The organism is Janthinobacterium sp. 78 (assembly GCF_003096775.1).
Taxonomy (GTDB): Bacteria; Pseudomonadota; Gammaproteobacteria; order Burkholderiales; family Burkholderiaceae_D; genus Janthinobacterium; species Janthinobacterium tructae.
The window spans coordinates 476,523-495,786 of sequence record NZ_QENT01000001.1; the positions used below are offsets into that span (position 1 = coordinate 476,523).

Here is a 19,264-nt window from a genome sequence, read left to right on the forward strand (position 1 = left end):
TTATTTGATTTCAAGTCAACCGACATCAGACTGCAAGGTACAAATTTCTAGTGCGGGAAAGGCCACAGGCGCAGTTTCTCTTTCGCGATTTGCCACAGCCTGGCCAGGCCGTGTGGTTCGACGATCAGGAAGAAGATGATCAGCGCGCCGAACACCATCAGTTCCAGATTCGAGGCCACGCTGGTCGGCAATGCCAGGCCGTGCGCGATGGTGTTCAGGAAGACGGGCAGCAGCACGATGAAGGCCGCGCCGAGGAAGGAACCGAGGATCGAACCGACGCCGCCGATGATGATCATGAACAGGATGCGGAAGGACAGGTCCAGGTTGTACGCTTCCGGCTCCACTGTGCCCAGGTAGGCATACGCATACAGGGCACCGGCCACGCCGCAGTAGAACGAGCTGACGGCAAACGCCAGCAGCTTGGTGCGCATCAATCTGAAACCGATCACCTCGGCGGCCATGTCCATGTCGCGCACGGCCATCCACGAGCGGCCCACGTTGGAGCGGATCATGTTCTTGGCCAGCAGCGCCATGCCGGCGACGATGGCCAGTACCAGCAGGTATTTGCTTTGCGGCGTATCGAACTGGTAGCCGAGGATGCTCATTTTCTGTACCGTGATGACGCCCGAGGAGCTGTAGTTGGTCAGGTACGGGATCTTGGTCAGGCACCAGACGACGAAGAACTGCGTCGCCAGGGTGGAGGCGGCCAGGTAAAAGCCGCGGATGCGCAGGGAGGGCAGGCCGAAGGCGATGCCCACCATGGCCGCACACAGGCCACCGAGGATGAACGACACCAGCAGCGGCAGTCCCGGCAGGCGCGCCATGAAGTTATACGAGGCAAAGGCGCCCACGGCCATGAAGGCGGCCGTACCCAGCGACAGCTGGCCCGCGTAACCGGTCAATATGTTCAGACCCAGCGCTGCCAGCGCGAAGATCAGGAAGGGAATCAGGATCGCCGACAGCATGTAGGGCGAGGCAAAATACGGCAGCAGGAAGACGGCGACAAGCAGCGTGGCCGTCAGCGCCAGGCGGTCTTGCCTGATCGGGAAAATCTGGTTGTCAGCCTGGTAGCTGGTCTTGAATTGTCCTGCTTCACGGTAAATCATGGCGTGTCCTTTACTGGCTGTTGGGGTGTTTGTCGGATTACGCCTTCGGCTAATCCGACCTACGATGCTCTTGGGGCCTTATATTCGCCGGATGATCTTCTCGCCGAACAGGCCTTCCGGGCGCACCAGCAGGAACAGCAGGGCCAGCACATACGGGAACCAGCCTTCGATGCCGCCGCCCACCATGGGGCCGAGGTAGACTTCGGCCAGCTTTTCCGAGGCGCCGATGATCAGGCCACCGACGATGGCGCCCGGCACGGAAGTGAAGCCGCCGAGTATCAGCACCGGCAAGGCTTTCAGGGCGATGAAGGTGAGGGCGAACTGCACCCCGTTGCGCGCGCCCCACAGCAAGCCGGCCACCATGGCCACCAGGCCCGCCACGCCCCACACCACGGCCCAGATGCGCTGCAGCGGGATGCCGACCGCCAGCGCCGCCTGGTGGTCATCGGCGACGGCGCGCAGGGCGCGGCCCACCTTGGTTTTCGAAAACAGCAGGGCCAGGCAAATCACCAGCAGCGCGCAGATGCCGGCTGCCACCACGTCGAACTGCGAGATGATGATATTGAAATGCTCCATCAGGAAGGGCATTGGCACGTCTTCGATGGGCAGGTCCAGCTTGTGCACTTGCGAGCCCCACATCAGCTGCGCCAGGCCTTCGATGAAAAAGGTCAGGCCGATGGTGGCCATGAACAGCGTGATTTCGGGCTGGTTGACGAGGGGCCGCAAGACCACCCGTTCAATCGCCATGCCCAGCACGATCATGGTGAGCATCGTCAGCGGGATGGCCAGCCATAGCGACAGGCCGAACTTGTCCATGATGCCGACGCAGGTGAGGGCGGCGAAAAACACCATCGCTCCCTGCGCGAAGTTGAACACGCCCGAGGCCTTGTAGATCAGCACAAAACCGATCGCCACCAGCGCGTACATGACGCCCGACAGCAGACCGCCGATCAGCACTTCAAAGAAAAAATTGATATTCATTGTTATCCCTGGTCTGGTGCTAGTGGGCTACACCCAAATACGCGTTGATGACATCCTGGTTGCTGCGCACCTCGTCGGGCGTGCCGTCGCCGATCTTCTTGCCGTAGTCGAGTACCACCACGCGGTCGGAGATATCCATCACCACGCCCATGTCGTGCTCGATCAGCACGATGGTCGTGCCCAGCTGGTCGTTGACGTCGAGGATGAAGCGGCACATGTCCTGCTTTTCTTCCACGTTCATGCCGGCCATCGGTTCATCGAGCAGCAAAATTTCCGGTTCGGCCACCAGCGCGCGGCCCAGTTCCACCCGCTTTTGCAAGCCGTAGGGCAGGCGCCCCACGGGTGTCTTGCGGATGGCCTGGATTTCCAGGAAGTCGATGATCTCTTCGGCCTTCTTGCGGTGCTCGATTTCCTCGCGCCGCGCCGGGCCCCAGTACAGGGCTTGCAGCAGGAAATTCGACTTCATTTTGAGGTTGCGCCCCGTCATGATGTTGTCCAGCACCGTCATGCCTTTGAACAGGGCGATGTTCTGGAAGGTGCGCGCGATGCCGGACTTGGCGGCCGCGTAGCAGTCCATGCCGCGCCGATGTTCGCCCCGGTAGATGATCTCGCCCTGCTGCGGGCGGTACACGCCATTGATCACGTTCAGCATCGAGCTCTTGCCGGCGCCGTTCGGGCCGATGATGGCGCGGATTTCATGCTGTTTGACGTCGAACGAGATGTCGGTCAGCGCCTTCACGCCGCCGAACGACAGCGAGATGTTCTTCAGGTCGAGGATCACGGGGCCGGTCTTGCGGGCCGTGCCGAAATGGGCGTCGGGTTCGTTCATTTGCATCGTGCTGTGCTCCATCATGCGGCCAGGCCCTGGGGCCGATACGTTTTGCTGTCCCAGATCTGCAGGTCGGCGCTGGTCGAGCCAAGGCGGCCATCCTCGAATTTCACCTGGGTCTCGATGTATTGCGTTGCCTTGCCCTCATACAGGGCGGAAATGAGCACCGCGTATTTTTCGGCGATGAATTTGCGGCGCACCTTGCGCGTGCGCGTCAGTTCATCGTCGTCCGGGTCGAGTTCCTTGTGCAGCACCAGGAAGCGGTGGATCTGCGTGCGGTCCATCAGCGGATCGGTCGCCAGTTCCGCGTTGACCTGCTCGATGCAGTCGCGGATCAAGCCGTAGGTTTCGGCGCGCGCCGCCAGGTCGGTGTAGCCGGCATACGCGATGCCGCGCCGCTCCGACCAGTTGCCCACCGCTTCGATATCGATGTTGATGAAGGCGCACACCTGGTCGCGCGCATGGCCGAAGGCCACCACTTCCTTGATGAAAGGGAAAAACTTGAGCTTGTTTTCGATGTAGTTGGGCGCGAAGATGGCGCCGCATGTCAGCTTGCCCACATCGGCTGCGCGGTCGATGATTTTCAGGTGGCCTTCGCTGTCGAACACGCCCGCGTCGCCCGTATGAAAGTAGCCGTCGGCATCGATCACTTCGGCGGTGGCTTCGGGACGCTTGAAGTAGCCGCTCATGGTGGCGGGCGACTTCACCAGCACTTCGCCATTGGCCGCCAGTTTGACTTCCACGCCCGGTGCGGGCAGGCCCACGCTGTCGAACTTGATATTGCCGTCCGGCTGCAGACACACATAGGCGCAGGTTTCGGTGGAACCGTACAATTGCTTCAGATTGACGCCGATGGAACGGTAGAAGCGGAACAGGTCGGGGCCGATGGCGGCGCCGGCCGTGTAGGCGACGCGCACGCGCGACAGTCCCAGCACGTTTTTCAGGGGACCGTAGACCAGCAGCTCGCCCAGCTTGTAGCTGAGGCGATCCGCCAGCGACACGGGCTTGCCATCCAGGATCTGCGCGCCGCAGCGCTTGGCCACGTCCATGAAATGGCTGAACATGTGGCGCTTGATGCTGCTGGCGTCTTCCATGCGTATCATCACGCTGGTGAGCATGTTTTCGAACACGCGCGGCGGTGCAAAGTAGCAGGTGGGGCCGATTTCGCGCATGTCGATCATCACCGTGTCGCCCGATTCGGGGCAATTGACGGTGAAGCCGGCCACCATGGCCTGCGCCAGCGAAAACAGGCAGTCGCCCACCCACGCCATGGGCAGATAGGACAGGATGTCTTCCTCGTCGGTGAGCTTGTCGAAGGCCACGCCGCCAACGCCAGCGGCCAGCAGCGCCGTGTGGCTCTGGCACACGCCCTTCGGTTTACCCGTGGTGCCCGAGGTGTACAGGATCACGGCCGAGTCGCTGCCTTGGCCCGCTGCCACGGCGGCGTCGAAGAAGCCCGGATGTTCGCGGTCGTAGGCCCGGCCCAGCACCTGCAGGGCGGCAAAGGATATCAGCTCCGGCTGGCGGTAATGGCGCATGCCCCGTTCATCGTCGTAGGCGATGTGGGCGATGTGCGGATACAGGGCCTTGAGTTCGAGCAGCTTGTCGACCTGCTCCTGGTCTTCGACGATGGCGTAGCGGATTTCCGCATCCTGCAGTACATAGGCCATGTCGGCGGCCGGCGCATCCTGATACAGTGGCACGGGCACGCCGCCCAGGCTTTGTGCTGCCAGCATGGCCCAGTACAGGCGGGGACGGTTGTCGCCGATGATGGCCAGGTTCATGCCGCGCTGGAAGCCGATGGCAGCCAGGCCGCAGGCCAGCGCGCGCACCTCCTCGTTGACCTGGGACCAGGTCCAGGTTTGCCAGATGCCCAGGTGTTTTTCGCGAAAGGCGGGCTTGTCGGATCGTACTGTCCCGTGTTGCAATAAGCGCCGCGGAAAAGTCGGCATCGTTGCTGTGGTAGTCGTTTGCACCAGTGTCTCCCTGTTGCTTGTCTCAGGCTCCACCTCGTTGGATGGCGCTCTGTGTTTTTATGTATAAGGCGTTTGTGCAATGATAGTAGCCTGCGTTAGTTTGCCGAGTTGTCTTTTCGGGGACATTTACCCACTTTTCGATGGTGCATCGCACAATGACCTACCCTGATATCAGTTTGAAGGATGCCGTGCGCGCGGCCAACTGGGCGCAGCTGCTCGATCCCGTGCAAATGGCCCGCGTCGAAGCGGACGTGTTTGAAACCTTCGTGCCGAAAGGCGGTTTTGTCTGCCGCAAGGGCGAGCCGGTGGACAACTGGATCGGCGTCATCAGCGGCATGGTCAAGATGAATAATTTTTCCGCTTCCGGCAAGGCCATGACCTTCATCGGCGTGCCGCCCGGCAGCTGGTTTGGCGAAGGCTCGCTGCTGAAAAGGGAAATCCGCAAATACGACACCATGGCGCTGCGCGACACGCGCGTGGCGCGCCTGCCCGGCGCCACCTTTCACTGGCTGCTGGAAACGAGCCTGCCATTTACGCGGTTCTTGCTGATGCAGCTCAATGAGCGCCTGGGCCAGTTCATCGGCATGGTGGAAAACGAGCGCCTGCTCGACCTGAACACGCGCGTGGCGCGCTGCCTGGCCTCGATGTTCAACTCGCACCTGTATCCTGGCGTCGATACGCTGGTGCAGCTGTCGCAGGAAGAGATCGGCCTGTTGTCCGGCTCTTCGCGCCAGCGCGCCAACCAGGCCTTGCAGGTGCTGGAAAAAAAGGGTTTATTGCGCCTTGATTACGGCGGCATCCGCGTGCTGGACCTGGAAGGCTTGCGCCGCTATGAGGCCGATGATGGCGAATGATGCTTCGATGGACGACGTGCGGGACCTGACGGAGCAGCACTATCAATCGTTCCTGCAGGCGCGCCTGGCCGGCGCCAAGGCGCTGGCGCGGCTCGATGCGGCCATGCTGGCACGCCATGCCCTGCTGCCCATGCCGGTGACCCTGCGCGAACTGGCCCTGCTGCCGCAGCTGCGCGATGCCTCGCTGCTGGCGCTGGCCAGCTCGCCGCACAGCGCTCACTGGAGCCGCGACGACATCGGCGACACGGACCCCGCGCAGGTGCTGGCCGGCGACGCGGCGTATGCCGATTTTTCACGCCGTATCCTGGAAGAGGCGGCGCGCCACCTCGAAGCCATCCATGCCGGACAGCTGCCGTATGTGGCCGATGCGGCCTTCGCCACGGCCGATACCGGCATCCTGGCGCGTGCTGCGCGGGTGGCGTCCTATCGCGATGACGGCTGGTTCGCACCCGTCATCGCCACCTTGCTGCCGCAAGCGTGTGTGGCGCCCGGCACGGCCAAAAGCGCGCCATCGCAGTCGCTGGCCATGGCCCTCGGTCATGGGGTGGAAACCATCCCCACGCAGGCAAGCCTGGAAGCCCTGCGCGTGGCGCTGGACCAGGTGCGCCACGCGGGCATCCGTAAGAAACTCGAACGCAACCTGAAACCGGCGGAAAAGGCGTTGCGGGCGCGCAGTGCCTTAGCCGGCCTAATCGCGGTATCATAGACACTTCCCAGCACCGCTCTTTTCGGCCCCATGCAGACACCTGACCAATCCACTCCCGCCTCCCGTTTGTCGCAACTGCGCAGCGCCATGCGCGCGCAGCACATCGACGCCTGCATCGTGCCCTCGGCCGACCCGCACCTGTCCGAATACCTGCCGGCGCGCTGGCAGGGCCGCGAGTGGCTGTCGGGCTTTACGGGGTCGGTCGGCACCCTGGTCGTGACGCAGGATGTTGCCGGCGTGTGGACCGATGGCCGCTACTGGGAGCAGGCGGAAACGGAACTGGCCGGCAGCGGCATCGTCCTGAAGAAAATCCCGTCCGGCGCCAGCGTGCTGTATATCGACTGGCTGGGCGAGACCATGCAGCCGGGGCAGACGGTAGCCGTCGATGGCGCCGTGCTGGGCCTGGCCAATGCGCGCCTGCTGCAGCAGGCGCTGGGCGAGCAAGTGACCCTGCGCACGGATATCGATCTGCTGCAAGCCGTCTGGCCAGAGCGCCCGGCCATGCCCGCCGCGCCCGTGGTTGAACACGCGGCGGCGTATCCATCGCTGTCGCGTATTGAAAAACTGGCGGCCCTGCGCGCCAGCATGGCGGCGCACGGCGCCAGCCACCACGTCATTTCCACCCTCGACGATATCGCTTGGCTGTTCAACCTGCGCGGCGCCGACGTCAGTTACAACCCTGTCTTCCTCGCGCATGCGCTGGTGGGGCCGGAGCGCGCCACCCTGTTCGTCGCCGACGGCAAGCTGCCCGCCGCCCTGCGCGCTACCCTGGAAAGCCAAGGCGTGGACGTGGCCGCGTATGACCGTACTGCGGCCGTGCTGGCCGCGCTGCCGGCTGGCGCCACCTTGCTGCTGGACCCGCGCCGCATCACGTTCGGCACGCGCCAGGCCGTGGCCGAGGGCGTGCGGGTGGTCGAAGCCATCAATCCCACCACCCTGGCCAAGTCGCGCAAGACGCAGAGCGAAGCGGCGCACGTGCGCGCCGCCATGCAGCAGGATGGCGCCGCGCTGTGCGAATTTTTCAGCTGGTTAGACAGCACCCTGGCCGACCCGCAACGCGCACCGTTGACGGAAATCGGCGTCGACGAACACCTGACGGCATGCCGCGCGCGCCGCGCGCACTTTGTCAGCCCCAGTTTCGGCACCATCGCCGGCTTCAATGCGCATGGCGCCATCATGCATTACCACGCCCATGCGGATTCGGCCGCCACCATCGAAGGCGACGGCTTGCTGCTGATCGATTCGGGCGGCCAGTACCTGGGCGGCACCACGGATATCACGCGCGTGGTCCCCGTCGGCACGATCACCGCCGAGCACAAGCGCGATTTCACGCTGGTCTTGCGCAGCATGATCGCCCTGTCGCGCGCGCAGTTCCCGCGCGGCGTGAAGTCGCCCATGCTCGATGCGATTGCCCGCGCACCGCTGTGGGCCGAGGGCATCGACTTTGGCCACGGCACGGGCCACGGCGTGGGGTTTTTCCTGAACGTCCATGAAGGCCCGCAATCGATTTCCCAGTCCGCCATGCCGGAGCCGCAGACGGCCATGGAGATCGGCATGATCACTTCCATCGAACCGGGCATTTATCGCCCTGGCCAGTGGGGTATCCGTATCGAGAATCTGGTATTGAACGTTCCCGCAGGGACGACGCCCTTCGGGGAATTCCTGCGCTTCGAAACATTGACCTTGTGCCCGATCGATACGCGCTGCGTCGAGCGCTCGTTGTTGCGCGACGACGAGGCGGCCTGGCTCAACGATTACCACGCCACCGTGCGCGCGCGCCTCGCGCCGCTGTTGGCTGCGCCGGCCGATGCGCCTGCGCTGGCGTGGCTGGAACAGCGCACGGGAGCCATCTGATGCGTTCGACCCGCGCCACGTCCGCCATCGAGCGGCTCAAGGAACGCACCGGCCATCGCCTCTACACGATGGCGCGCACGGGCGATGAACTGTTTTTCCTGACCGAAGGCCCCGGCTTGCCGCCCCTGTGCCCGCCGCTGGAACTCGATGCCTTTGTCGCCTTCGTGAATGGCCTGGGACCGCAAAAGGCGCGCCGCGTCAGCAAGCTCGATGTGGCGTTTGAAAAGCAGCTGACGAAAAAGCCCTAGATGCCGACCATCGACTTCCTGCGCGCGTATTGGTCGCCGGCCGAGCTGGCAACGAATGGCGTGATTCTGCTGAACCTGCTGGGCGCGTTGCTGCTGGGCTTGCTGGTGGGCTACGAGCGCTCGTATCACGGGCGCGCCGCCGGCATGCGCACGTATGGCCTGGTCTGCATGGCTTCGGCCGCGCTGACGGTGCTGGGCGGCTATCCGGAGTTCTGGTATGGCGGCCATGGCACCATCGTCGGCAGCGACCCGACGCGTATCATCCAGGGTATCGTCACGGGCGTGGGTTTCCTCGGCGCCGGCGTCATCATGCGCGAAGGCTTCAATATCAGCGGCTTGACGACGGCCGCCTCGATCTGGGCCTCGTCCGTGATCGGCATCATGGTCGGCATCGGCTTTTATCTGTCGGCCATGGGCCTGGCCTTCATGTGCGCGATGGCGATGATTTTTCTGTCAAAATTGGAGAACTGGCTGCCGTCGCGCCACGCAGTGGCCATCACCATGCGCTTCAAGCAAGGGTTCATTCCGCGCGAAGATGCGCTGCGGCGCATGGCCGCCAAGCGCGGCTACGACATCGCCGGCGGCTCGCTGACCATCGGCAGCACCGACGGCATGCAGGAATGGCGCTTTGTCGCCATCGCGCATGGCAAGAACACGGGTGCCAGCCTGTCGGCCATGTCGGCCGAACTGGCCGCCTTCGAAGGTATCGCCGGCTTCCAGCTGTCGCACGCACGCAACTGAAAAGGATGGACATGGATGCACAGGCCCAAGACGTACTCGATTTCTGGTTCCTGCCGCCGGATAACCGTGGCTACGGCCAGTCGCGCGTGGAATGGTTCCGCAAGGATGACGCCTTCGACGCGCAGATACGCGCGCGCTTCGGCGCGCTGATCGATGCAGCCATCGATGGCGGCTTGCGCGCGTGGGACGCGACGCCGCACGGCGCGCTGGCGCGCCTCATCGTGCTCGATCAGTTCACGCGCAATGTGTATCGGGGCACGCCGCGCGCCTTTGCCGGCGATGCCCAGGCGCTGGCGCTGGCCGTCGCCTTGACGCAAGCGGAGCAGGATCGGCTGCTGCCACCGATGCTGCGCGCCTTCGCCTACCTGCCGTTCGAACATGCGGAAGACCTGGCCATGCAGGCGCGCGCCGTCGAATTGTTCCAGCTGCTGTCGCAGGCGCAGCCCGGCTTTGACGGCATGCTCGATTATGCCGAGCGCCACCAGGAAGTCATCGCCCGCTTTGGCCGCTTCCCGCACCGCAACGCCATCCTGGGGCGCGCTTCCATGCCGCAAGAGGTGGAATTTTTGCGCCAGCCGGGATCGAGTTTTTAGAAAATCATCATGAATGTCACTTTGAATATCATCGGCGCCGGCCACGTGGGCCGCGTGCTGGGCCGTCTGTTCGCCGGCGTGGAAGGTGTCGCCGTGCAGGACGTGCTGACACGCTCGATCGCCTCGGCGCAAGCGGCCGTCGCTTTCATCGGCGCCGGCACGCCCGTCGCCAGCTATGCGGCCCTGCGCCATGCCGACGTCACCATGCTGGCCGTCTCCGACGACCAGATCGGCCCGGCCTGCGCGGCGCTGGTGGCCGAGGGACGCCAGGCGGGCGCCATCGTGTTTCACTGCAGCGGCGCGCTGGCGTCGAACGTGCTGCTGGCGGCCACGCAGGCCGGTGCGTCGGTGGCCAGCGCCCATCCGATCCGCAGCTTTGCCGACCCGCAGCAGGTGGCCGCCACCTTTGACGGCACGTTTTGCGGCGTCGAAGGCGATCCGCTGGCGCTGGCCTTCCTCACGCCGGCCTTGAACGCCATCGGCGCGCGCCCCGTGCCCATCGACCCGGCCGGCAAGACCCTGTATCACGCCGCCGCCGTCTTCGCCAGCAATTACCTGGTGACCGTGCTCGACGCCGCCCTGCGCGCCTACCAGGCAGCCGGCATTGCCGAGCCGGTGGCGCGCGAGCTGGCCCAGCCTTTGGTGATGGAAGCGGTGGCCAATGTGTTTCGCCTGGGCGCCGCGCCCGCGCTCTCCGGCCCCATCGCACGGGGCGACTCTGCCACCGTGCAACGCCAGCAGCAGGCGGTGCAAAGCTGGGATGCCGCCACGGGCGAGTTGTACCGGGCGCTGGTGGCACCCACGCAAGACCTGGCCAGGCGCAAGCGCGGGGGATGACTCAGGCGGCGTGCACGCCGTTACGGCCGTGATGCTTGGCCTGGTACAGGGCGCTGTCGGCGCGCGAAAAGAAGGTTGACTCGCTTTCGTCGCGCCGGTATTCGGCCACGCCCAGGCTGATCGTCACGGGTAGCTGCGGCGCGGGCAGGCCGAAATCGTGCCGTTCGACGGCGGCGCGCAGGTTTTCCGCCACGTCCAGCGCCTGCGCCAGGCTGCAGTTATTCAGCAGCACCAGGTATTCCTCGCCGCCCCAGCGCGTGATGACGTCGCTTTCGCGCACGCTGGCGCGCGCCACGTCCGCCACGCCACGGATGACCTTGTCGCCCCACAGGTGGCCGTGGGTATCGTTGACGCGCTTGAAGAAATCGATGTCGAACAGGATGGCCGACATCGGTTGCTCGTTGCGTTTGGACAGAAGCATGGCGCGCTGGAACAGCAATTCCAGCGATTGGCGGTTCAGCAAGCCCGTCAGCGCATCCGTCGAGGCGATGCGTTCGATGCGGCGCTGGTAGCGGTTCACCGTCAACAGGGTCAGCAGCAATACCAGCAGGGTGACGCCAAAGCTGATGGCCAGATTCAGGATGAACACGCCCTGCAGCGACTTGACTTCGTCGCTGACATTCTGCTCGACCACCAGATACCAGCCCAGCTCGGGAATGAAACGCGAGTTGACGAGGATTTGTGCACGGCCCAGCTGGTACGACAGATGCGTCGGTGCGCTCTGGTGGTTGATGATCTGCTCGGCAATGCTGCTCACGCCAGGCAAATTGCGGATGTTGCCGCGCCCCTCGCGCATGGTCTTGCCCGCCAGTACCAGGGCGCCGGCGCCGTCGACAAAGTAGATGTTGCGGTGGAAGCGCGCCTGGTAGCGGTCGATGATGTGGCTCATGGTGTCCAGGGTCAGGCCGATGCCCGTGGCGCCGATGAACTGGCCATCGTAATCATAAACGCGGTGGTTGATGAAGATGGTCATGCTGTCGCGGTTGGCCATGTCCACATCGACATTGGTTTCATAATCGGTGCTGTCCATGGCGCGCACGCGGTAGTACCAGAGGTCGCGCGTCGCTTCCGGGCTGACGGATTTCAGCGTGCCTTCAGCATAATAATATTTGCTGCTCTTGTCCGAGACGAGAAAGCTGGTGATGGCGCCGTATTTCTTCTTGACCTCGGCCAGGTAGCGCACGATCTGCGCCGGGTTGCTTTCGCCGGCGAGTATCCAGTCGCGCACGAAGGTGTCGTGCGCCATCAGCGACGAGATGAAGACGGGGCGCAGCATGTCCTTCTGGATTTCCGAGTAAATGTTGTCGCCCGTCAGCGGCAAGGTCTGGTCGGCGATGCCATGCTCGATGGCCTGGCGCGAGGCCAGGTAGCTGGCCAGGCTGGTGGCCATGAAGCCCGCCCCCAGGATCAGGGTCAGGAGGATGAGCAGGCGGTACTTGATCGACAGAAGGCGCATGGAGACGTGAAAGTGGCAGGCGGGAAGGCAATCTTTACGCAAGCCAAAAGTATGCAGCAGGCCGGGTATTGGCGCAATGATAACTGGCTTTATTGATAATTTGCGCTGGTATCCGCGACAAGATAACCACGACTTACCAAATAAAAGTGCCGATTTGTCGACAAAGATGCAAATTAGCAATAAGATTTGACGATGGGAATCAATGCGCACCGCCCCTGTCTTGCCGTCCGTTTCAGGCGCAGGACACCACGCGCAGGGAGTGTAGTATGTTATTTTTAAAGAGTACGTCTGTCAGCAAGGCCTCCGGCATTTATGAGGTCGACATCGCCGCCAAACCACCGGGCAAGACCTTTGGCATTTTCCTCGCCACCGATCCCGATCATCCACCGCATGCCTTGCTGGGACAATTGAAGGTGCTCGGCTACGAGAACACCTATAGTTCCCCCTACCTGCACAAGGATGGGGGCAAGGTGCTGGATTTGCATTTCCAGAAGGATGGCACGGATATCTTCAAGGGCTGGAAAACCGAGGAGTGCACACTCAACCTGGCGGCCATCACGGTCCTGTTCGAGGAGCACGGCATCACCATCGCGCCGCGCGTCATGTCGATGGCGGAAGCCTACGCTTAAACGCCTATCAAAACCTACTGCGCGTCGGTATAGGCGGCCTGCGATCCTCACTGCCTCGGCGGCCCCGTGCATTCGCACAGCTCCGCTTCTCAGCCACCTCTCCCTTCCGCTCGCTACGGTTTTGTTTGGCGTTTTAAGTAGCGTCAGCCCGCCTCCACGCCAATGTGATATAGCGCCCACGGGCAACTGGCGAAACGCTCGGCCAGGGGCAGTGCCGCCACGGCCGCGATGCGGTCGGCATCATGGATCGCCCATAGCGGCCCCAGTCCGCCCAGCGCCATCGCCTGCCCGTCGAGGTGGGTGGCGACCATAAAACGCTGCGCGCGCGCCTGTGCCACCGTCAGCGCCGCCGCATAGCCATCGACGGCGCGCAGCAGCAGGCGCACATCATCTTCCTCCGGGGCGCCCGCCGCCTTCAAGACATCGACCAGCAGCGGCCCGCGCAGGGCATGCGCCTTGCCATCGTATTCCAGGGTGGGGTGGATGGTGCGCGCCGGCAAGTTCGTCAGCGCCGCAAAGTCGAATGCCCGCGCCCGCTCAAAACTGATTTTCTGCTTGTGCATCATCTGGTCGCGCACGGCGTCGAACGGACCCCGGTTGGGTTTGGCGATGCTGCCCGTGATGGTCAGCAAGGCCGGACCGCGCAGGCCGGCGGGCGCCGCCCGGGCGATGGCAGGCAGGGCGCTGGCCGCCATGGCGGCGGCGAGAAACTGGCGTTTGTGCATGCACTTCTCCTGTTCGTCTGAAATTCAAATTGCGCTTAAGTCTATCTTAAGTTCGCTTAACAGTGCGCATTTTATGGTTATTGTCAGTTTGGAATGTCTGCTTACATCTTGTCACAGTTCTTACGGAATGGAGAAAGACGTAGCTTTTTTCGGCTGTTATTGTGTGGTCATCGCACTTCGCTGAACTGCGAATCCAGGCACCATTCACTAATTGAAAGAGAGAACATGATGAAGAAGAAAATCCTGTTTGCAATGATCGCTTCCGTTACCGCATTCACCGGCATGAGCGCCGCGCACGCTGAAGGCGCCTATGTGGGTGCTGGCGTCACGGGCAACCGTTATAACTTCGACATTCCTGGCGCCACCAGCGCCGATAATCACAGCGGCTACAAGGCCGGCGCCAAGATCTTCGCCGGTTACGATTTCGATAAAACCTGGGCGGTCGAGGGCGGCTATGCCGATTTCGGCAGCAAGGATTACAGCTATGTCACCGGTGCCGGCAACGGTTCCGTGAAAAGCGACTCGCACGGCTACTACCTGGCCGGCAAGGCCAGCATGCCGGTGAGCGAGAAAGTCGGCGTGTTCGGCAAGCTCGGTGTGGCCAAGGTCAAGAATAGCCTGAGCGGCACGGGTCTGTCGACCGGCATCAGCGGCAACGACAAGACGGGCGTGTACGCTTCCGTCGGCGCCCAGTACGCGATCAACGAGAAAGTCTCGCTGACGGCGGAAGTGGAACACTTCGGCAAGAGCGCCGACCAGGGCCGCAAGGCCACGGGCCTCGCTTTAGGCGCACGCTACAATTTCTAATCGCTTAGAAATGTGCTGAAAAAAAAGGCAGTTACCGCGAGGTAACTGCCTTTTTGCATTGCTGCACCCGATTTATACGCTGAGCGGCTTGTAGCGGATACGTTTTGGCTTCGCGCCTTCGTCACCGAGGCGTTTCTTCTTGTCAGCTTCGTATTCCTGATAGTTGCCGTCAAAGAAGGTGACCTGCGAATCGCCTTCGAATGCCAGGATGTGCGTGGCGATACGGTCGAGGAACCAGCGATCATGCGAAATGACCATCACGCTGCCGGCAAATTCCAGCAAGGCGTCTTCCAGCGCGCGCAAGGTTTCCACGTCCAGATCGTTCGACGGTTCATCGAGCAACAGGACGTTGCCGCCCATCAAGAGGGTTTTTGCCAGGTGCAGACGGCCACGTTCACCGCCGGACAGATTGCCGACGATTTTTTGCTGGTCGCCGCCCTTGAAGTTGAAGCGGCCCAGGTAGGCGCGCGACGGCATTTCGAAGCGGCCGACCGTCAACATGTCGGCGCCGCCGCACACGTCCTGGAAGACGGTCTTGCTGTCCGACAGCGAGTCGCCGCGATTCTGGTCGACGATGGACACGCGCGCCGTCTGGCCGATGGCCACTTCGCCGCTGTCCGGCTGTTCCTTGCCGGTAATCATCTTGAACAGGGTCGACTTACCGGCGCCGTTGGGGCCGATGATGCCGACGATGGCGCCTGGTGGTACGGTAAAACTCAGGTTATCGATCAGCAAACGGTCGCCGAACGCTTTCGACACGTTCTTGAACTCGATGACGTCATTGCCCAGGCGTTCGGCCACGGGAATGAAGATTTCCTGCGTTTCGTTGCGCTTCTGGTATTCGTGCTCGGACAGCTCGTTGAAGCGGGCCAGGCGGGCTTTCGACTTGGCCTGGCGCGCTTTCGGGTTCTGGCGCGACCATTCCAATTCCTTCTGCAGCGCCTTCTGGCGCGCCGATTCCGTCGATTCTTCCTGTTTCAGGCGGGCTTGCTTCTGCTCCAGCCAGGTCGAGTAGTTACCTTTCCATGGAATGCCGCTGCCGCGGTCCAGCTCCAGGATCCACTCGGCCGCGTTGTCGAGGAAGTAGCGGTCATGGGTGATGGCCACCACGGTGCCGGGGAAGCGCAGCAGGAATTGTTCCAGCCAGTCGACCGATTCCGCATCCAGATGGTTGGTCGGCTCGTCGAGCAGCAGCATGTCGGGCTTGGACAGCAACAGCTTGCACAGCGCCACGCGGCGCTTTTCACCGCCGGACAGCACGCCGATGCTGGCATCCCAGGGCGGCAGGCGCAGCGCGTCGGCGGCCATTTCCAGCTGCAAATTCAAGTTGCCGCCGTCGGAAGTCGAGATGATCGCTTCCAGGCGTGCCTGTTCCGTGGCCAGGGCGTCGAAATCGGCGTCTTCCTCGGCATACGCGGCGTACACGGCTTCCAGTTTGGCTTGCGCTTCGAATACTTCGCCCAGGCCCGATTCGACTTCCTGGCGCACGGTTTTTTCCGGGTCCAGCTGCGGTTCCTGCGGCAGGTAGCCGATGTTCAGGCCCGGCATCGGCACGGCTTCGCCCTGGATGTCGGTGTCGATGCCGGCCATGATTTTCAGCAGGGTCGATTTGCCGGAGCCGTTCAGGCCCAGCACGCCGATCTTCGCGCCTGGGAAGAAGGAGAGGGAAATATCTTTCAGAATCTGGCGCTTGGGCGGGACGATTTTGCCCACGCGATTCATGGTGTAGACGTAATTTGCCATTAGAAATCTCGGGTGATATACAAAGACGGACAGGATACGGTAAACGCCCGCTTCCGGCCAGCGCTGTACGCTGCCGGAGCGGGTCGGTCAGGCGGCCAGGCGCGCGCGGCGGCTGTTCCACAGCCCTTCGGCCGCGTACAGGCCCAGCGCCGTCCAGATGACCAGGAAGCCCAGCATGCGTTCGGGCGTGAACGATTCGTGGAAGACCCACACGCCGATCAGCAGCTGGCCCGTGGGGGCGATGTATTGTAATAAGCCCAGCACGGCCAGCGGCAGGCGGCGCGCGCCAGCGGCAAACAGCAGCAGGGGGATGGCCGTGATGGGGCCGGACGCCAGCAGCAGCGCGCGCGTGGCGGACGAGTCAGTATTGACGAAGCCGCTCTGGCCGTGCCAGGCCAGCCACAGCATGTAGGCCAGCGCCAGCGGAAACAAAATCAAGGTTTCGAATGACAGGCCTTCCAGCGCACCGAGCGCGGCCGTCTTGCGCAGCAAGCCATAGCCGCCGAAGGTGGCCGCCAGCAGCAGGGCGATCCACGGCACTTGCCCCGCCTGCCAGGTGAGCCAGGCCACGCCGCAGGCGGCCAGGCCGATGGCCAGCCACTGCAGGCGGCGCAAGCGCTCGTGCAGCAGCATAAAGCCCAGCATGACATTGATCAGGGGCGTAATGAAGTAGCCGAGGCTGGCGTCGACCACGTGGCCGTTGTTGACAGCCCAGATATAGATGAACCAGTTGGCGGACAGCAAAAACGCACTGGCGACGAAGCCGGCCACGACCCTGGGCTGCGCTTTCAGGCTGCCCAGCCAGCCCCACTGGCGGCGCACGGTCAGCACGATGCCTAGAAACAACAGAGACCAGACCATGCGGTGCGCCAGGATTTCCTGTGGTGCGATCTCGCCGATGGCATGGAAATACAGGGGAAACAGGCCCCAGCACAGGAAGGCGAGGGAGGCGTACAACATGCCTGGATTCATGATGGGGTTCGCTGGAGAGTAGACAGTCTGTCATTATGGCTGAAAACATCGGGGGCTGCCCGGCGCCGCTGGCGAGGCGTAGAATGGCAACAAATCAATGGCCGCAAGCCCGCGCAGCAAGGCGGAGCGGTACAAAACCACGACTTTGGGGCAGCTGCGGAACCATGCAAAAATACTCTTGCTATTTGCTAATACCTATCATATTGTGCGATGCAACAAAACAAAAACGGGTGCAATCTTGACGTCGGAACATAAAAAAAGCAGCCTGGTCGGCTTGACACTGGCTGCGGTCGGCATCGTCTACGGCGATATCGGCACCAGTCCGCTGTACACCCTGAAGACGGTCTTTGACCCGGCCCACGGGCTGGCAGTGACGCATAACAACCTGCTGGGTATCGTTTCGCTGATCTTCTGGGGCCTGACCCTGATCGTTTCGCTGAAATACGTGACCTTGGTGCTGCGTGCCGACAACCGCGGCGAGGGCGGCATCATGGCCCTGATGGCGCTGGTGCTGTCGTCCGTCAGCAAGTCTTCACGCTGGCATGTGCCGCTGATGGTGATCGGCGTGTTTGGCGCCACCCTGTTCTATGGCGACAGCGTGATCACGCCGGCCATTTCGGTGCTGTCGGCGATCGAAGGTCTGGAAGTGGCCACGCCGGCCTTCAGCCCGTACGTGGTGTGGCTGACGATCGCCGTGCTGGTGGCGCTGTATTCGGTGCAGTCGCACGGTACGGCCGGCATCGGCCGTTTCTTTGCTCCCATCATGGTGATATGGTTTGTCGCGCTCGCCTGTATGGGCGTGATCAACATCATCAAGTCGCCAGGCATCCTGGCCGCCGTCAATCCGCTGCACGCGGTGGCATTCCTGCTGGACAATGGCCGCATCGCCTTCCTGTCGCTGGGCGCCGTGGTGCTGGCACTGACGGGCGCCGAGGCGCTGTACGCGGACATGGGCCACTTCGGCAAGAAGCCGATCCGCATGGCCTGGTTCCTGATCGCCTTTCCCGCGCTGGCGCTGAACTACCTGGGCCAGGGCGGCTTGCTGCTGGCGCACCCGGAAGCCATTTCCAATCCGTTCTACCAGCAGCTGGGTGCCTGGAGCGTGTATCCGCTGGTGATTTTGTCGACCATGGCCACCGTGATCGCTTCGCAGGCGACTATTTCCGGCACCTTCTCGATGACCAAGCAAGCCATCGCGCTGGGCTTTTTGCCGCGCATGCGCGTGCGCCACACGTCGGAAAGCGAAATCGGCCAGATTTACATTCCTGCCGTCAACTGGCTGCAGCTGGCCGTCGTGCTGCTGGCCGTCGTCGGTTTTGGCTCGTCGGAAAAGCTGGCCGCCGCCTACGGCATCGCTGTCACCGCCACCATGCTGTCCACCACGATCCTGACCTTCTTCGTCATCCGCTACCGCTGGAAGATGAATTTGCTGCTGTGCTGGGCCGCCACGGGCTTCTTCCTGTTCATCGATGTGAACCTGTTCGCGGCCAGTTCCCTGAAACTGTTCCACGGCGGCTGGTTCCCGCTGTTGCTGGGCGCCGTCCTGTTCATCATCATGCTGACCTGGAAACGGGGCCGCCAGCTGGTGTTCCAGAACCTGGAAAAGCACGCGATCCCGCTCAACGAATTCCTCTCGTCGCTGTTCATCGCGCCGCCGCTGCGCGTGCCCGGCACGGCCATCTTCCTGCGCGGCGAAACGGATGGCGTGCCGCATGCGCTGCTGCATAACTTGCTGCACAACAAGGTGCTGCATGAGCGCGTCATTTTCCTCACCGTATTCATGCATGAAGAGCCGTGGGTGTTGCCATCCGAGCGCGTGCGCGTGGTGGAACTGGGCCACCAGTGCTACCAGGTGAATGTGCATTACGGCTTCAAGGATGAACCGGATATTCCGGCGGCGCTGGCGCAATGCGCCGAGCAGGGACTCGATTTCGAGATGATGGAAACGTCGTTCTTCATCGCGCGCCAGACCATCATCTCCACGCCGGGACATGGCATGATGCCGTGGCGCGAGCACCTGTTCGTCACCATGTCGCGCAATGCGCGCACGGCGGCCGATTACTATCAGATCCCGAGTAACCGGGTGATCGAACTGGGTACGCAGGTGGAAATCTAGATATTGTGACAATGTTGTGTCGACGCAGCATTTAACGCCGAGCTTACGTCTGCTTACAAATGGGCCCGGCGACACCTGTTAAACTCCAGCC

General features: G+C 62.7%; 18 protein-coding genes. 10 read left to right on the forward strand and 8 right to left on the reverse strand.

The genetic code is table 11. From position 1 onward, the window contains the following. Positions 1–47: 47 nt before the first annotated feature. The 4 genes from C8C92_RS02035 to C8C92_RS02050 all read right to left on the reverse strand — a co-directional run bounded on the left by C8C92_RS02035 (position 48) and on the right by C8C92_RS02050 (position 4,868). Positions 48–1,106, reverse strand: a complete 1,059-nt coding sequence (locus tag C8C92_RS02035; protein WP_070218970.1) for a branched-chain amino acid ABC transporter permease — start codon at positions 1,104–1,106, stop codon at positions 48–50. Positions 1,107–1,184: 78 nt separating this feature from the next. Beyond that, entirely contained in the window at positions 1,185–2,081 is an 897-nt protein-coding gene (locus C8C92_RS02040; protein WP_207781057.1) for a branched-chain amino acid ABC transporter permease, read from the reverse strand. Between the two features lie 25 nt (positions 2,082–2,106). Next, positions 2,107–2,922, reverse strand: coding sequence for an ABC transporter ATP-binding protein (locus C8C92_RS02045; RefSeq protein WP_029496076.1), 816 nt, complete (start codon positions 2,920–2,922; stop codon positions 2,107–2,109). A gap of 14 nt (positions 2,923–2,936) precedes the next feature. Then, complete coding sequence (locus C8C92_RS02050) at positions 2,937–4,868, reverse strand: AMP-binding protein (protein WP_116742897.1); 1,932 nt, start codon at positions 4,866–4,868, stop codon at positions 2,937–2,939. A 254-nt stretch (positions 4,869–5,122) separates the two neighbouring features. Between C8C92_RS02050 and C8C92_RS02055 the strand changes: the two genes are divergently transcribed. Genes C8C92_RS02055 through C8C92_RS02085 form a run of 7 tightly spaced genes read left to right on the forward strand, consistent with a single transcriptional unit; the run spans position 5,123 to position 10,725 of the window. Beyond that, entirely contained in the window at positions 5,123–5,746 is a 624-nt protein-coding gene (locus tag C8C92_RS02055; protein ID WP_242428560.1) for a Crp/Fnr family transcriptional regulator, read from the forward strand. After that, entirely contained in the window at positions 5,733–6,452 is a 720-nt protein-coding gene (locus tag C8C92_RS02060; RefSeq protein ID WP_133250683.1) for a hypothetical protein, read from the forward strand. The genes C8C92_RS02055 and C8C92_RS02060 overlap by 14 nt, the downstream gene beginning before the upstream one ends. 30 nt (positions 6,453–6,482) lie before the next feature. Continuing rightward, the gene (locus tag C8C92_RS02065) at positions 6,483–8,306 is read left to right on the forward strand and encodes an aminopeptidase P family protein (RefSeq protein WP_116742899.1); all 1,824 of its coding nucleotides are present in this window, start codon (positions 6,483–6,485) and stop codon (positions 8,304–8,306) included. Continuing rightward, positions 8,306–8,554 carry a hypothetical protein gene (locus C8C92_RS02070; protein WP_071079957.1) on the forward strand — a complete coding sequence of 83 codons (249 nt, stop codon included), beginning with the start codon at positions 8,306–8,308 and terminating at the stop codon, positions 8,552–8,554. The genes C8C92_RS02065 and C8C92_RS02070 overlap by 1 nt, the downstream gene beginning before the upstream one ends. Next, positions 8,555–9,295 (forward strand): MgtC/SapB family protein, encoded by a 741-nt coding sequence (locus C8C92_RS02075; RefSeq protein WP_116742900.1) that lies wholly within the window; start codon positions 8,555–8,557, stop codon positions 9,293–9,295. 5 nt (positions 9,296–9,300) lie between these two features. Beyond that, positions 9,301–9,888 carry a DUF924 family protein gene (locus tag C8C92_RS02080; RefSeq protein ID WP_116742901.1) on the forward strand — a complete coding sequence of 196 codons (588 nt, stop codon included), beginning with the start codon at positions 9,301–9,303 and terminating at the stop codon, positions 9,886–9,888. Positions 9,889–9,897: 9 nt separating this feature from the next. Then, the gene (locus C8C92_RS02085) at positions 9,898–10,725 is read left to right on the forward strand and encodes a Rossmann-like and DUF2520 domain-containing protein (protein WP_116742902.1); all 828 of its coding nucleotides are present in this window, start codon (positions 9,898–9,900) and stop codon (positions 10,723–10,725) included. A 1-nt stretch (position 10,726) separates the two neighbouring features. Here the strand turns inward: C8C92_RS02085 and C8C92_RS02090 are convergent, their stop codons facing one another. Continuing rightward, entirely contained in the window at positions 10,727–12,181 is a 1,455-nt protein-coding gene (locus C8C92_RS02090; protein WP_099761107.1) for a sensor domain-containing diguanylate cyclase, read from the reverse strand. Positions 12,182–12,447: 266 nt separating this feature from the next. Between C8C92_RS02090 and C8C92_RS02095 the strand changes: the two genes are divergently transcribed. After that, the gene (locus tag C8C92_RS02095; RefSeq protein ID WP_099761106.1) at positions 12,448–12,810 is read left to right on the forward strand and encodes a hypothetical protein; all 363 of its coding nucleotides are present in this window, start codon (positions 12,448–12,450) and stop codon (positions 12,808–12,810) included. Positions 12,811–12,953: 143 nt separating this feature from the next. Here C8C92_RS02095 and C8C92_RS02100 read toward each other — a convergent pair whose 3' ends face one another. Next, the gene (locus tag C8C92_RS02100) at positions 12,954–13,535 is read right to left on the reverse strand and encodes a molybdopterin-dependent oxidoreductase (RefSeq protein ID WP_116742903.1); all 582 of its coding nucleotides are present in this window, start codon (positions 13,533–13,535) and stop codon (positions 12,954–12,956) included. A gap of 225 nt (positions 13,536–13,760) precedes the next feature. On the opposite strand from C8C92_RS02100, the gene C8C92_RS02105 reads away from it, so the two are divergent. Then, positions 13,761–14,342, forward strand: a complete 582-nt coding sequence (locus C8C92_RS02105) for a porin family protein (RefSeq protein ID WP_116742904.1) — start codon at positions 13,761–13,763, stop codon at positions 14,340–14,342. Between the two features lie 72 nt (positions 14,343–14,414). On the opposite strand, the gene ettA is transcribed toward C8C92_RS02105, so the two are convergent. Next, on the reverse strand, positions 14,415–16,085 hold the full coding sequence (gene ettA / locus C8C92_RS02110; protein ID WP_099761103.1) for an energy-dependent translational throttle protein EttA: 1,671 nt from the start codon (positions 16,083–16,085) through the stop codon (positions 14,415–14,417). An 87-nt stretch (positions 16,086–16,172) separates the two neighbouring features. After that, positions 16,173–17,057 (reverse strand): EamA family transporter RarD, encoded by an 885-nt coding sequence (rarD, locus tag C8C92_RS02115; RefSeq protein WP_099761102.1) that lies wholly within the window; start codon positions 17,055–17,057, stop codon positions 16,173–16,175. Positions 17,058–17,295: 238 nt separating this feature from the next. Between rarD and C8C92_RS02120 the strand changes: the two genes are divergently transcribed. Beyond that, positions 17,296–19,173 carry a potassium transporter Kup gene (locus tag C8C92_RS02120; protein ID WP_099761101.1) on the forward strand — a complete coding sequence of 626 codons (1,878 nt, stop codon included), beginning with the start codon at positions 17,296–17,298 and terminating at the stop codon, positions 19,171–19,173. Positions 19,174–19,264: the final 91 nt, after the last annotated feature.

Coding starts and splice junctions, on each gene's coding strand:
- C8C92_RS02090 (WP_099761107.1), bottom strand. CDS start 12,181: ATGCGCCTTCTGTCGATCAAGTACCGCCTGCTCATCCTCCTGACCCTG.
- rarD (WP_099761102.1), bottom strand. CDS start 17,057: ATGAATCCAGGCATGTTGTACGCCTCCCTCGCCTTCCTGTGCTGGGGC.
- C8C92_RS02080 (WP_116742901.1), top strand. CDS start 9,301: ATGGACATGGATGCACAGGCCCAAGACGTACTCGATTTCTGGTTCCTG.
- C8C92_RS02060 (WP_133250683.1), top strand. CDS start 5,733: ATGATGGCGAATGATGCTTCGATGGACGACGTGCGGGACCTGACGGAG.
- C8C92_RS02085 (WP_116742902.1), top strand. CDS start 9,898: ATGAATGTCACTTTGAATATCATCGGCGCCGGCCACGTGGGCCGCGTG.
- C8C92_RS02050 (WP_116742897.1), bottom strand. CDS start 4,868: ATGCCGACTTTTCCGCGGCGCTTATTGCAACACGGGACAGTACGATCC.
- C8C92_RS02035 (WP_070218970.1), bottom strand. CDS start 1,106: ATGATTTACCGTGAAGCAGGACAATTCAAGACCAGCTACCAGGCTGAC.
- ettA (WP_099761103.1), bottom strand. CDS start 16,085: ATGGCAAATTACGTCTACACCATGAATCGCGTGGGCAAAATCGTCCCG.
- C8C92_RS02075 (WP_116742900.1), top strand. CDS start 8,555: ATGCCGACCATCGACTTCCTGCGCGCGTATTGGTCGCCGGCCGAGCTG.
- C8C92_RS02100 (WP_116742903.1), bottom strand. CDS start 13,535: ATGCACAAACGCCAGTTTCTCGCCGCCGCCATGGCGGCCAGCGCCCTG.
- C8C92_RS02065 (WP_116742899.1), top strand. CDS start 6,483: ATGCAGACACCTGACCAATCCACTCCCGCCTCCCGTTTGTCGCAACTG.
- C8C92_RS02055 (WP_242428560.1), top strand. CDS start 5,123: ATGGCCCGCGTCGAAGCGGACGTGTTTGAAACCTTCGTGCCGAAAGGC.
- C8C92_RS02105 (WP_116742904.1), top strand. CDS start 13,761: ATGATGAAGAAGAAAATCCTGTTTGCAATGATCGCTTCCGTTACCGCA.
- C8C92_RS02070 (WP_071079957.1), top strand. CDS start 8,306: ATGCGTTCGACCCGCGCCACGTCCGCCATCGAGCGGCTCAAGGAACGC.
- C8C92_RS02045 (WP_029496076.1), bottom strand. CDS start 2,922: ATGCAAATGAACGAACCCGACGCCCATTTCGGCACGGCCCGCAAGACC.
- C8C92_RS02095 (WP_099761106.1), top strand. CDS start 12,448: ATGTTATTTTTAAAGAGTACGTCTGTCAGCAAGGCCTCCGGCATTTAT.